The organism is Bacillus luti, from assembly GCF_009739945.1.
Taxonomy (GTDB): domain Bacteria; phylum Bacillota; class Bacilli; order Bacillales; family Bacillaceae_G; genus Bacillus_A; species Bacillus_A luti.
In genome coordinates this window covers 17260-30631 of record NZ_CP040339.1, presented here as the reverse complement: position 1 = coordinate 30631, position 13372 = coordinate 17260, and the positions used below count along the sequence as shown (strand labels likewise).

16 protein-coding genes and 2 pseudogenes are annotated in these 13372 nt (G+C 35.2%); 13 read left to right on the top strand and 5 right to left on the bottom strand.

Features of this window, described 5'->3' with window-relative positions:
- Window positions 1-244: 244 nt before the first annotated feature.
- Window positions 245-601: pseudogene (locus EUC40_RS26750) on the bottom strand (carboxymuconolactone decarboxylase family protein).
- Between the two features lie 375 nt (window positions 602-976).
- On the opposite strand from EUC40_RS26750, the gene EUC40_RS26745 reads away from it, so the two are divergent.
- Complete coding sequence (locus EUC40_RS26745; protein ID WP_001025956.1) at window positions 977-1150, top strand: hypothetical protein; 174 nt, start codon at window positions 977-979, stop codon at window positions 1148-1150.
- A 36-nt stretch (window positions 1151-1186) separates the two neighbouring features.
- Here the strand turns inward: EUC40_RS26745 and EUC40_RS26740 are convergent.
- A pseudogene (locus tag EUC40_RS26740) lies at window positions 1187-1411 on the bottom strand (recombinase family protein); the annotation flags it as partial.
- Between the two features lie 159 nt (window positions 1412-1570).
- On the opposite strand from EUC40_RS26740, the gene EUC40_RS26735 reads away from it, so the two are divergent.
- The 12 genes from EUC40_RS26735 to EUC40_RS26675 all read left to right on the top strand — a co-directional run bounded on the left by EUC40_RS26735 (window position 1571) and on the right by EUC40_RS26675 (window position 10994).
- On the top strand, window positions 1571-1891 hold the full coding sequence (locus EUC40_RS26735) for an ArsR/SmtB family transcription factor (RefSeq protein WP_002202396.1): 321 nt from the start codon (window positions 1571-1573) through the stop codon (window positions 1889-1891).
- Between the two features lie 115 nt (window positions 1892-2006).
- Window positions 2007-3392 carry an NAD(P)-binding domain-containing protein gene (locus EUC40_RS26730; protein ID WP_062922888.1) on the top strand — a complete coding sequence of 462 codons (1386 nt, stop codon included), beginning with the start codon at window positions 2007-2009 and terminating at the stop codon, window positions 3390-3392.
- 79 nt (window positions 3393-3471) lie between these two features.
- Window positions 3472-3675 carry a hypothetical protein gene (locus EUC40_RS26725; protein ID WP_062922889.1) on the top strand — a complete coding sequence of 68 codons (204 nt, stop codon included), beginning with the start codon at window positions 3472-3474 and terminating at the stop codon, window positions 3673-3675.
- A gap of 219 nt (window positions 3676-3894) precedes the next feature.
- The gene (locus EUC40_RS26720) at window positions 3895-4953 is read left to right on the top strand and encodes a flavin-containing monooxygenase (protein WP_062922890.1); all 1059 of its coding nucleotides are present in this window, start codon (window positions 3895-3897) and stop codon (window positions 4951-4953) included.
- Window positions 4954-4984: 31 nt separating this feature from the next.
- Complete coding sequence (locus EUC40_RS26715; RefSeq protein ID WP_062922891.1) at window positions 4985-5479, top strand: arsinothricin resistance N-acetyltransferase ArsN1 family A; 495 nt, start codon at window positions 4985-4987, stop codon at window positions 5477-5479.
- Between the two features lie 681 nt (window positions 5480-6160).
- On the top strand, window positions 6161-6508 hold the full coding sequence (locus EUC40_RS26705; RefSeq protein WP_062922893.1) for an ArsR/SmtB family transcription factor: 348 nt from the start codon (window positions 6161-6163) through the stop codon (window positions 6506-6508).
- 28 nt (window positions 6509-6536) lie between these two features.
- Window positions 6537-7592, top strand: coding sequence for an ACR3 family arsenite efflux transporter (gene arsB, locus EUC40_RS26700; RefSeq protein WP_062922894.1), 1056 nt, complete (start codon window positions 6537-6539; stop codon window positions 7590-7592).
- Between the two features lie 25 nt (window positions 7593-7617).
- On the top strand, window positions 7618-8022 hold the full coding sequence (gene arsC, locus EUC40_RS26695) for an arsenate reductase (thioredoxin) (protein WP_062922895.1): 405 nt from the start codon (window positions 7618-7620) through the stop codon (window positions 8020-8022).
- Window positions 8023-8085: 63 nt separating this feature from the next.
- Window positions 8086-8445, top strand: a complete 360-nt coding sequence (gene arsD / locus EUC40_RS26690; RefSeq protein WP_062922896.1) for an arsenite efflux transporter metallochaperone ArsD — start codon at window positions 8086-8088, stop codon at window positions 8443-8445.
- 18 nt (window positions 8446-8463) lie between these two features.
- Entirely contained in the window at window positions 8464-10224 is a 1761-nt protein-coding gene (arsA, locus tag EUC40_RS26685; protein ID WP_062922897.1) for an arsenical pump-driving ATPase, read from the top strand.
- Between the two features lie 39 nt (window positions 10225-10263).
- The gene (locus EUC40_RS26680) at window positions 10264-10545 is read left to right on the top strand and encodes a HesB/IscA family protein (RefSeq protein ID WP_062922898.1); all 282 of its coding nucleotides are present in this window, start codon (window positions 10264-10266) and stop codon (window positions 10543-10545) included.
- Between the two features lie 26 nt (window positions 10546-10571).
- A complete protein-coding gene (locus EUC40_RS26675; protein ID WP_062922899.1) occupies window positions 10572-10994 on the top strand; it encodes a protein-tyrosine phosphatase family protein in 423 nt (140 codons plus the stop codon).
- Window positions 10995-11240: 246 nt separating this feature from the next.
- Here EUC40_RS26675 and EUC40_RS26670 read toward each other — a convergent pair whose 3' ends face one another.
- Genes EUC40_RS26670 through EUC40_RS26660 form a run of 3 tightly spaced genes read right to left on the bottom strand, consistent with a single transcriptional unit; the run spans window position 11241 to window position 13267 of the window.
- Complete coding sequence (locus EUC40_RS26670) at window positions 11241-11615, bottom strand: hypothetical protein (protein WP_062922900.1); 375 nt, start codon at window positions 11613-11615, stop codon at window positions 11241-11243.
- A 48-nt stretch (window positions 11616-11663) separates the two neighbouring features.
- Window positions 11664-12005, bottom strand: a complete 342-nt coding sequence (locus tag EUC40_RS26665; protein WP_062922901.1) for a YolD-like family protein — start codon at window positions 12003-12005, stop codon at window positions 11664-11666.
- Window positions 12002-13267 (bottom strand): Y-family DNA polymerase, encoded by a 1266-nt coding sequence (locus EUC40_RS26660; protein WP_062922902.1) that lies wholly within the window; start codon window positions 13265-13267, stop codon window positions 12002-12004. Before EUC40_RS26660 ends, EUC40_RS26665 begins: the two co-directional genes overlap by 4 nt.
- Between the last annotated feature and the right edge of the window lie 105 nt (window positions 13268-13372).

The following is a 13372-nucleotide window of genomic DNA, read 5'->3' as shown; positions in this document are numbered from 1 at the left end:
TTACATAAATGCGTATACTTATATTCGATAGGAATTTACATATATAAAATGAAAGTATGGTTGTGTTCACCAATAAACTATAAAACAGATATTTGTTAAATATCTTGGGGTACCGCTAGCATTTCGGAAAAAAACTTAACTTGTTTTTTATCCTTAATTCATACTGGCGGTACCCCAGTATGAATTAAGGATAGTAACACAGGAACTGGAGAAATATATTCCTCAATCCATGATGATATTCCTATTACAGCTTTAACTCTTGCATACACTCTTGTACAAGAGTTACTGCCTGACTCATAGTAGTACCACCACCAAATGCAGCTGTCACTCCCACCGCCTCAAAGATCTCCTGTTCTGAAGCTCCTTAATCTAGACATCCTTTAATGTGATAAATGATACAATATTCATCCTGAGAATAAAGGCTAATACCTAAAGCAATTAACTGTTTTTGCTTTTTTGATAAGGTGCCTTCTTTAAAGCATTCCTCTGTAAAGGAATTAAATTGTTCGGCTAGTTTAGGCATCTTCTCAGTAAATAAACCCAAACCATACTTATAATGAAGAAGTGCAGATTCTGTAGAATTTCTACCTTCAAATGGCATATTTAATCCAACTCCATTTCTTATATTTTTTAAACAAAAGTTAGTATGAACCTAATGGGAATTGATTAAACAAAAATGATATTTATATAAAGGTGAGTGTAAGAGGAGAAAGGATTTAGAGACATGATATAACAAGAAATTAACTGATGGTATTGCACACACGATATGGATTAGATAAAGATAGGGAACATGTAAATGTATTAAAACAACTTACGCATTAACATTTTTAGTTACTCTGTATCATAATTAAATGAAGATATATAAAATAACTCCACATATTTTCACAAGACAGGAAAATACTAATACTTGTTTTAGTACTTTAATTCTAAAGTATTAAAGCAGGATTACTAACTGCGATACTAGGAGGACGTTACTATGAATATTCGTGAAGGATTAATTCCAACTACATTAGGTACAGCAGTTACAGCTGCGGGTTATGCCTTGAAGCAGACTCGTGGATCTAATAAGATGATTGCAAATACAGTATTTGGATTTGGTTTAGCTCACGTTGTTTTAGGTGTAATTGATCTTGTGGAACATCGTCGTTAGAAGAAAAGGCAAGCACATTTTGATGCTTGTCTTTTTAATATCAACTGTACTTAATATTTTTTGTAATAATTGATACTGGGGCCGATCGAAATGTCGTCCACTTGCATTATCGATAAAAATACGTCGAGCTTCTATCCCTCGTTCCATCATCTTGTGTAATTGACTTTGTTCATTTTGATCTTTTGTACTTACACGTATATATACATAAATATTCGCCACGTTTGGTAATCTCCTTGCATTTGTTACCTCAATTAAAGGGATTTATTAAAAATAAACGTTTATAAAATCATTTATAAGAGCTTTACAAACTAAATAATTTTTGCGACTAATAAATCGATTTTTTTTGATTTATTAGTTGTAAAAGTAATGAAAGGCGTATATATTATAAATATCAAAAAAAATTGATGAAGGGAAATTACCATGAAAGAAATTAAATTGTACACTCAATCAACTACCCAAACCTTTGAAACGTATGAAAAGAAGTTTAAAGCATTGGCAGATCAAAAAAGGTTACACATTTTGTACGAATTGTGTCAGCGTGGAGAAACTTGTGTATGTGATTTAACTGGTGTTCTTGAATTACCACAATCAAAACTTTCGTACCATTTAAAACTTTTACTTGATGCGAACCTTATTACGAAAGAAACAAAAGGAACATGGAGTTACTATAACATTAATAAAAAAGAAGTAGATGCACTATTATCTGAGCAATTATGCTGTATTTTTCGTCCTATGTCATAACTTTGATTGGGACGAAATAGCATTTTAATATATATTAAATCAATTTTTCTTGATTTAAGGAATCTGATTAACGAACTACACTTACAATTTTAGATAAAATAAGGAGGATTTTTTTATGAAACCTATTCAACTTTCATTCAAAGTACAAGAGTGTTGCGGAACAGAAAATCAAACATTACAAAACAATACTGATATGCAGAGGATAAAACAGTTACCAATAGCCATTATTGGGGGCGGACCCGTAGGGTTGGCAGCGGCAGCACACTTAGCAAAACATGGTGAATCATTTATCTTATTAGAAACTGGAGAAAATATAGGATCAAACATTCTTACATGGGGTCATGTGCGACTATTCTCATCTTGGCAATATAACATAGATAAAGCGGCTTTGGATCTCCTTGAGCAGCATGGTTGGGAATCACCAGACATAAAAGCATTACCAACAGGAAAAGAAATTGTAGAACAATACTTACAGCCGCTTGCGAACCTTCCAGAAATTAAACCATTTATCCACTTGAATACTAAAGTACTATCTATAGGTAGGAAAGATACAGATAAAATGAAAACAGCGAATCGTGAAAAAATGCCATTCATGATCTATACAGAAAAAGAAGGTGTACTTCAAATTTATGAAGCTAGAGCGGTGTTAGATGCTTCAGGTACGTGGGGAAATCCGAATCCTGCAAATTCTAATGGTATTTGGTTGAAAGAAGAACAATCTCTCAAAAAACATATTTTTTATGGGATTCCAGATATTTTAGGGAAAGAGCAAAAACGATATGCAAATAAGCGAGTAGCCGTTGTTGGAAGTGGTCATTCCGCAATCAATGCTTTATTGGAGTTAGCAAAATTAAAAGAATCCAATCCAAAAACTAATATTGTTTGGATCATGAGGAAACAACGTGCGGAGGAAGCCTATGGTGGAGAGGAAAAAGATGCTCTGGAAGCACGTGGTACCTTAGGTAGCCGTATTCATCAATTAGTTGATGAAGGAAGTGTGGAAGTAATCACACCATATAAAATTCAACACGTAGTTAGAACAAAGGATGGAATGGACATTGTAGGTCATCAAGATGAACAAGAAATAAAAATTACTGATGTTCATGAGATGATTGTAAATACAGGTAATCGTCCTAACTTATCTATAATAAGTGAAATACGTACTTCTATTGATTCTGCTACTGAAAGCGTAGCAACCTTAGCACCACTTATTGATCCTAATTTGCATAGCTGTGGTACAGTTCGACCTCACGGTGAAAAAGAACTTCGCCAACCGGAAAAAGACTTCTACATTGTAGGTTCAAAGAGTTATGGTAGGGCACCGACATTTCTAATGGCAACAGGTTATGAACAAGTTAGATCTATCGTCGCGTATCTTACTGGAGACTATGAATCAGCAGAAAAAGTTGAACTTGATTTGCCGGAGACTGGTGTTTGTAGCTTAAATTTAAGTTCTAACAAAGTAAATGATTCATGCTGTGGAACAGATTCGTGTTCTTAAGGAAAGTACCTGTAAGGAGTAGTAATTTATATTACGTCTCCTTACAGAATAATTAAGTTTGAAAGGAGAACACAATGAAATGATTATTAATCATGCAGGTAAGTTGAAAAAGAGTTATTTTTTATCCTATATGCGATTAATAATGAATGCCCACCAATGTAACGTTGAAAAAGCAAAAGATTATCTTTTTCAAAGTATGTTTGGACTCCAAGTTAATAGTTTAGGAGAGGAAACTTATCAGAACTTCCTTGAAGCTTATCAGGAATTGAAACAACTTAATTAAATACATTTTAAAGAGGATTATGCAGCACGGACAATTGATTGACAAGTAAATGAATATTCACATGGAATCTTCTCATATATGAATGAATTTAGAGACTGTCATCGTTTTATCGTTGAGCGCATCGATATCGAATTCAATTTATGCTGTAAGTTCTCAGAGAAATAATTCCTTTTCTTTATTAGTTGCAAAATGCAAATAAAATCAAAAGGTGGGATAAAGATGAAAGAAATATTAGATTCCATTGTAATCGGAGGAGGGCAAGCTGGTCTTGCATCCGGTTATCACCTTCAAAAAATAGGATTACAATTTTTAATATTAGAAGCGAGTGAGCAGGCGGCAGGGTCTTGGCCTTGCTATTATGATAGCCTGAAATTGTTTTCTCCGGCACGTTTTTCATCGTTACCTGGAATGAAATTCCCAGCACGTCCCGATGATTATCCTACGAGGAATGAAGTAATTGATTACTTGCAAAATTACGCGGAAAAATTCCAACTGCCAGTAATGACAAATCAGCGAGTTGTATCTGTAGAAAGAGAAGATGAAATATTTAAAGTTCAAACAGTCTCTGGAAAGACATTTCTGACTAGAACTATTATAAATGCAACTGGCTCTTTCCACAGTCCGTTTAATCCGATAATAAAGGATCAAGAGAAATTCAAGGGGAATATTATACATTCCGCTATGTATCGGAGTCCGAATCATTATATCAATCAAAGAGTAGTGGTGGTGGGGCGGAGAAATTCAGCTGTCCAAATTGCGCTTGAACTGGCCAATGTAAGTAGAGTATCTTTAGCTGTACGAAAGCCTGTTCAACTCATGAAACAAAAAGTGTGGGGGAAGGATTTACATTTTTGGCTTAAGGTATTAGGCATAGATACCTTTCCGTTTTGGAGATTTGGAAAAACCGCACCGAGTTCAGGTGGAGTCATCGATTTAGGTGATTACAAGGAACGATTAGCTAGGGGGAATCCAGATCAAAAGCCTATGTTTACATCTTTTTACGCCGATGGTGTAGTTTGGCCGGATGGGAAGAAGGAGCCAATCGATACGGTCATTTTCGCAACGGGCTATCATCCTAATCTCTCTTACTTCAATGCTATTGGAGCACTGGACTCAGAAGGAAACCCTTTACAAATAGGTGGTGTAAGTACAGAAGTCCAAGGGGTGTATTATGTTGGCTTGGAAGGTCAGCGTTCGTTTTCTTCTGCGACATTAAGGGGAGTTGGATCAGATGCTAAATTTGTTGTGAGAAAGCTAATAAGCTACTTAAAAATATGAGGTAAATAAGGGATATAAGGGAGAGATAAGTATGGAGATTAGAAAAGCAACCGAACAAGATGCACAAGAAATTATGACTATTTATAATGAGGGTATCGAAGATCGTATTGCGACTTTAGAGACAGAAATAAAAACAGCTAAATATGTGATGGAATGGCTATTTCAACGAGAAAAAAGATATTCGGTAATTGTCATGGAAGAGAATTCTCATATTGTCGGTTGGGCTTCCATTAATCCATATAGTCATCGATGTGCTTATCGAGGTGTAGGGGAGCTATCTATATACATAAAGAGAGAATATCGTGGAAAAGGTTTGGGGCAAAAATTACTTTTGGCTTTAGAAAAGACCGGACAGAAAAATGAATTCTATAAATTTGTTTTATTTACTTTTTCTTTTAATAATCTAGGGCAAGGGCTATATCGTAAAGTGGGTTATCGTGAAGTAGGAGTGTTTGAAAAGCAGGGAATAATGGACGGCGAGCATGTAGATGTGATGATCATGGAAAAATTATTATCTGTAGAATAAATAAAGTTGTATCTGAATTTTAAATGGTAAAGGTATTTACACATTAGATGCGATGAGTATGTAAATACCTTTATAATGCAATTGTTTACAATTTCGTATGTTAGAACTTCAACTAAATAATATACTTCATATCCCTTAGTTTTATAGGGAGAATAACTCTCGTAGGTAATGGTAATATAAACTCTTAGTGGATTTGGCAGGGGATTTATAAGATATAACGCCAATTGTATAGACATATAATTATTTACTTATGTTATGATTTTAAAAAGGGGCAAATGATTATTTATTAAAAAGAATGGAGGAATAGGTTTGTTGGATCAATTGTTAATTGTAGGTATGTATCTGTTAATAATTTACATGTGTTCATATGTCACGCTCGAATATCGGAAAAATAAAATTAGTAAGCAGCACTTTCTGATATGGTTAATTTTTATTTTTTTAACAGGACCTATAGGATTTATCATTTATATCTTTTGGGATAAGAAAAAGAGTGCAAATTTTAAATAAGGAAATCCAATGTAAAGATTCTGTAAAGGTGAGAGTTTTCAGTTGAACATATAAGTAAATAGTTATATACTTATTTTGAAAGAGAGAATAAAGTAACTTAAAAGAATAATTCACTTTATTTTTACACAATACATAAGCATATGCTTATGTAATTATAACAAGGTAGGTGTAGATATGGAAAAAACAGCTGTAGAGGTAACAAGAGCATCCCAATTACTGAAACTATTAGGAGATAAAACAAGATTAACAATTGTATCAATCCTTAAACAACGTGAATGCTGTGTCTGTGAACTTCTCGAAGTATTTGATATGAGTCAACCTTCTATCAGTCAGCATCTTCGAAAGTTAAAGGATTTAGGTTTAGTGCAGGAAGAGCGTAGAGGTCAGTGGATTTATTATTCTTTAAATCAAGCAAGTGATTTATACACGCTTTTAGAAGATATTTTAGCACATGTACCAGACCAAACAGAGAAAATTAAACAAATTGAGAAGAGCAATCCTACACTCCGGTGTGGTTGTTAATAAATAGTTAGAAAGGGAAGTGAGAAGGATGAGCAACACGGGGAAAAAACGTCTGTCTTTCCTAGATCGATATCTAACCCTTTGGATTTTTCTTGCAATGGCAGTAGGAATTGGAGTTGGCTATATATCCCCTGGATTTGTTGAGGGAATGAATAGCTTACAAGTAGGAACAACCTCTATACCACTTGCGATTGGGTTAATTTTAATGATGTATCCTCCATTAGCAAAAGTTCGTTATGAAGAGATGGGGCGCGTTTTTAAAGATGTAAAAGTATTGGTATTATCACTGGTACAAAACTGGATTATTGGTCCTATTCTTATGTTTGCCTTGGCAATTATATTTTTACAGGATAAGCCAGAATACATGGTGGGCTTAATCATGATTGGTTTAGCTCGTTGTATTGCGATGGTTATCGTATGGAATGACTTAGCGAAAGGTGATACGGAGTATGCGGCAGGATTAGTTGCTTTTAACTCTGTATTCCAAATGTTATTTTTCTCAGTATACGCTTATGTGTTTGTAACAGTCATTCCAGAATGGTTAGGAATTGAAGGAGCTGTTGTAGATATTACAATGGCAGAGGTTGCAAAATCAGTCTTTATTTATTTAGGAATTCCGTTCATCGCAGGAATGTTAACACGTTTTATTTTTGTAAAAACAAAAGGGCGAGAGTGGTACGAAAAAGTATTCATTCCCAAAATCAGCCCAATTACATTAATCGCATTATTATTTACAATTATTGTGATGTTCTCATTACAAGGTGAAGCTATTATTAGCGTACCATTTGATGTTGTGCGTATTGCGATCCCATTACTCATTTATTTTGTAGTGATGTTCTTTATTTCTTTCTTTATGGGGAAAAAAATCGGTGCAAGTTATGGGGTATCAACAACATTAGCATTTACAGCTGGAAGTAACAACTTTGAATTAGCGATTGCAGTAGCTGTAGGTGTATTTGGAATTCAGTCAGGTGCAGCGTTTGCAGCAGTTATCGGACCTTTAGTTGAGGTGCCAGTTATGATTGCACTTGTCAATGTTGCGCTTTGGTTCCAACGTAAATACTTTCAAACACAATCAAAATAACTATTCATAAAAAGGTGGAATTATCATGGAAAACAAAAAAATAATTTACTTCTTATGCACAGGAAACTCTTGTCGTAGCCAAATGGCAGAAGCTTGGGGCAAAAAATATTTAGGTGACAAATGGAATGTACTTTCTGCAGGTATTGAGGCACACGGAGTAAATCCGAATGCAATTAAAGCAATGAAAGAAGTAGACATTGATATTACGGACCAAACATCTGATATCATTGACCGTGACATTTTAGACAAATCAGATTTAGTTGTAACACTTTGTGGTCACGCAAATGATGTATGTCCGACAACACCACCACATGTAAAACGAGTACACTGGGGATTTGATGATCCAGCTGGTCAAGAGTGGTCTGTATTCCAAAAAGTTCGCGATGAGATTGGTGGACGTATTAAAAAGTTTGCTGAAACAGGAGAATAATTGAAAACAAAATAAGCCGAGAATCTTCTCGGCTTATTTTATAAAGAAGGGGAGAAATCAAAGATGAAAAAGATTGAAATTTTTGATCCTGCAATGTGTTGTTCTACTGGAGTTTGTGGACCAAGTGTTGATCCGGAATTAATTCGTATTTCAGTTGCTGTGAACAATTTAAAGAATAAAGGTATGGATGTTACTCGTTATAACCTTGCAAGTGAACCAGATGCATTTGCTAATAATATTGTTATCAGTCAACTATTAACGGACAAAGGACCAGACGTGTTACCTGTAACTTTGGTAGATGGAAAAGTAGTAAAAGAAAAAGGTCATCTTACAAATGAAGAACTTGAACAATTAACAGATGTAACAAAAGAAGAGTTGAGTCAAAAGCCAGTCGTACGTTTAAAGTTAAACGTGAAAAAATAGAGAAAGAAGTGAAAGGCAATGACAAACTTATATAATCCAAAAACAATAGCATTCACACCATTTTTATTCTTTACTGGTAAAGGCGGAGTTGGAAAAACATCTACTGCATGTGCTACAGCTATTACGTTAGCTGATATGGGGAAACAAGTTTTATTAATAAGTACTGACCCAGCTTCTAATTTACAAGATGTGTTTGAAATAGAACTTACGAATAAACCGAAAGAAATTCCAAGTGTTCCGAATCTACAAGTAGCTAACTTGGATCCTGAAACAGCAGCCCATGAATATAAAGAACGTGTTGTTGGTCCATACCGTGGCAAGCTCCCTAATACTGTTATTGCAACGATGGAAGAGCAATTATCCGGAGCTTGCACTGTAGAAATGGCTGCATTTGATGAATTCTCTACGTTACTTACAAATAAAGAATTAACATCGAAATTCGATCACATTATATTTGATACAGCGCCAACAGGTCATACGTTACGCCTTCTTCAACTTCCTACGGCTTGGAGTGGTTTCCTAGAAGAAAGTACTCATGGAGCTTCTTGTTTAGGACCATTAGCAGGACTTGGTGATAAAAAAGAGTTATATAGTCAAACGGTTCAGGCACTATCTAATCCGAGCCAAACAATGTTATTGCTTGTCACACGACCAGATAGTTCTCCATTGCAAGAAGCGGAACGAGCAGCTCATGAATTAAAAGAAATTGGTGTTAGTAATCAATTTCTACTTGTAAATGGTATCTTGAAAGACTATGTGCAAAATGATGATGTCTCAAATGCATTGTATAAGAGACAATCACGCGCATTAGAAAACATGGCAGAAGAATTAAAAAATCTTCCTACTTATGAAATTCCATTAGTACCGTTTAATGTTACTGGGATAGAGAATATGAGAAAACTGGTTCAACCAATGGAAAATCTCTCGATTTCGAATGAAGAAGCAGATACTGTCTCTATTCCTTCACTTCAGACATTGATTACTAATCTTTCAGAATCAGGAAAACGAGTAATTTTTACAATGGGAAAAGGTGGTGTCGGAAAGACTACGGTAGCTTCTGCAATTGCAGTTGGTCTGGCTGAAAAAGGACACCATGTATACTTAACTACAACTGATCCTGCAGCACATATTGATTATGTCATGCATGGAGAACAAGGGAATATTACGATAAGCCGAATTGACCCAAAAGTAGAAGTTGAAAACTATCGTAAGGAAGTCATAGAGCAAGCAAAAGATACGGTTGATGAAGAAGGTTTAGCGTATTTAGAAGAAGATTTACGTTCTCCTTGTACAGAAGAAATCGCAGTTTTCCGTGCTTTAGCGGATATTGTTGAAAGAGCAAATGATGAAATTGTAGTTATTGATACAGCGCCAACGGGTCATACGTTATTGTTGTTGGATGCGGCACAAACGTATCATAAGGAGATTGCACGCTCTTCTGGTGAAGTACCACAGTCTGTGAAGAACTTATTACCGCGTCTTCGTAATCCAGAGGAAACAAGTGTTGTCATCGTAACATTAGCGGAGGCTACGCCAGTACATGAAGCAAGCCGTCTACAAGAAGACTTAAAACGTGCAGATATTAATCCGAAATGGTGGGTTATCAATCAAAGTTTTTATGCAACACATACAAGTGATTCTGTGTTAAGAGGAAGAGCGCAGTCTGAAGTACAATGGATTCAAGCGGTTCAAAAGGAATCACAAAATAACTGTGTTATCATTCCTTGGCAATCGGATGATATTGTGGGATATGAGAAGCTTAAAGCTTTAGTGAAATAAAACATTTTTAATCAGTTACTATAAAGGGGAGAAATGAAAATGAATATTACAGATAAAGCAAAAGAATTTATTGAAAATGCTATGAAAGAAAATGGTGTTACAACATTACGTTTTACATTTGATGGTGCTGGATGCTGTGGTCCTAGCTACGGTATTAATTTAGGCGAAGCACAAGAAAATGATGTCACAGAAACAGTAAACGGTATTCAAGTTGCTATGGATCCAAAGGTTGTTGAATTAGTAAATACATTGACACTAGACTATGTAGAAGATCAACAGGGTGCAGGCCTTGTTATCAGTGGCGGATCTAACTGCTGCTAAATAATAATTGAAGGAGACTAACAAACATGACTAACTATCACGAACTCGTAAAAGGAAAAGTATATATTGGTGGAGTGGATGCGATAAAAGAAGCAGTAAAAAAGCATGGGATCACTGAGGTGTTTGATTTACGTGCCGGAGGAGAAGAACCAGAAGGATTTCCAACAGAAACTACACGTCATGCTTATCCGATTGTAGAAGGTGTAGAGGGACAAGATGAGTCAGTAAAAACTGCAATTGCAGCGGTCAAAGAAGCTGTTGAACAAGATAAGAAAGTATTTTTCCATTGTTCCGGTGGACGTAATCGTACAGGTACAGTTGCAACCGGATTACTAGTAGAATTAGGGCATGCATCTAACGTGGAAGAAGCGGAACAAAAAGCAAAAGAAATCCGTTCAAGTATTAACATCAAACCAGAAATGAAACAAGTATTGAAACGTCTATACTAAACAATTATCCGAGCCTCAAAAAACAAAGTTTTTTGAGGCTTTTTATATAGTTAGGATATATATAAGGGAATGGGAGTTTGAAAACAAGAAAATTACTGACTACATCACAAAGTGGAATATCACATTAACAGGGGATTATGTATGGAACTTAAAGAAAAAACAAACCTTACTAATCTAGATAGGGATTCAATGAAAAAGTAATAAATTGAGCGACCGGTTCCTTACGTATAGTGAACCGGTTAAATTTCATCTAAATTCCACATGAAATTTAGTGTCAATGATTCCAAAAGTAACTTTACATGGGAATGGATTTTTCCCTGTTGAAGCAGCACGCATACAAGAAAGTACCCAATATTCAAGTTCTAAAGGTAAGCGGTATAATTGAATGCTACGATCATTGTTTTTTATTGATACGATTGGTGTATTTACCCTAGTTGTAGCGAAACCGTCTGTTGTTATCATTGCTGCTGCATCATTATTATGGAAACCAGCGTTTAAAACCTCGTAAATCATTCCATCTTTTTCGTTGATAATCATAGGTATATTTAAATAGGGATAGTTATTTATATTATTATCAATAACCGTTCTTACTGTATTCTTTCTTATCTGATTCCCTTGCATTTTATACACTCCTTTATAACTATTCAATCCTAATCACTTAAATCGATTCTATTTTACGTCTATTATATTAGAAAATCGCAGTGTCATCTTATTATAAAAAGCATCGGTACATATGACAGCACTATTTTGCTGGTCAATACCAACAACAGTCATATAGCTAGAGAGTAAATAACCATCTTCATAATATGTAATTAGTATTTCTTCTTCAGATAATAAGGAACATAGCAACATGTTCTCAATTAGTTCTTTTTCTTCATCTGTTAAGATCGGCCGAGTTACTTTGTTTTTCGCCTTGATGATTTCACGAATGCCAGCAAACTGTTCAGGCATTGCTGCGAATGGAGTCCATTTGACCATTTTTCTGCCTTTTGGCATATTAGCGTTGTTCACGATTTATGTCCCCCTATTAGTGTGTTTCTGTATCTAGCTGTGGCGCTATGCGTGTAGGAAATCCCCCGCAAAATACTGTTCTTCCCAAACCTTGTGCGTATTTCATCCATTACTTTTGTTAGTTTTACTTCTTGTTCTCGTTGTGTGACATTATCGAAAAGAGAAATTTGTTCATCGCCTTCTCGAATTAGATTCGTTAGAGAAATGTTTATGCTGCGGATGGGTTCTCCAGTATATTGTTGATGTAAAAAGTATGTACAAATCTTATAAATATCCATTGTTAAGTTAGTTGGACGGCTTAAAGTATGTGTTTTTCTAATACCACCGTTATAACTCTTGCTATAACCAACAGAGAATTGAACGGTTTGAGCAAGTTTATTTTGCCTTCTAAGGCGATAACAGACTTCTTCAATGTGTTCCAGTAGAACAATCGGAAATTCTTCTATCGTATAGTCACGCATTAGAATTTGGCTTTTTCCGATTGAAGTTGTAGCAGGGACGTATTTCTCCGATATACGGCTGAAATCAATGCCGTTGCTATGTAAGTGTAATTCTTCTCCAATCTTGCCGAAACTCTGTTTTAAGTATTTAAGGGGATAGTTGGCTAAATCTCCAATAGAGTGTATTCCCTTTCTATTTAACTTTTCTTCTGTTTTATATGATATACCCCAAAATTTATTAAGGGGTCGTATGCTCCATAGTTTGGTAGGTACATCCTCGTAATTCCAAAAAGCAATTCCGTTTTTGTTCTTTTTTGCTTCAATGTCTAGAGCAACCTTACTCATCAAGGGGTTACAAGAAATTCTGATGGTACATTCAATTCGTGTATGTTCGTATATTTCACGCTTAAATTTCATGGCGAATTCATATGGATCTTGGGCAAATAAATGAATACTATCGGTAATATCCATGAAAAATTCATCAATGGAATATTGGTGGAAATCCTCGATGGGTACGTACTGTAAAGCTAACTTTGTAATGTAATTGGAGCATTTAATGTAAGTACTCATAATTGGATTTACAACAAGAATGTCCTTTCTACGAGGAATCTCGTATAATCTTGCCATCTTCTTTACACCCAATGCTTTTAATGGTGGGGTTGCAGCTAGAACAATTGAACCATTTCTATTCACATCACCGACTACAGCTAATTTTGTATGCATTGGGTCTAATCCCATTTTGATGCAACTAACTGAAGCGTAGAAACTTCGTAGATCTACACATAAGATGATTCTATTCGGTAGGATTGAATAGTCATACATCGTGATCCCTCCCTAAAACAAAAGAACGTTCGTTCTTATTGTACACGAACTTACGTTCTTTTATGAAGGAGGATTTAAAATATAATAAAAAAAGATCCCTTTAAT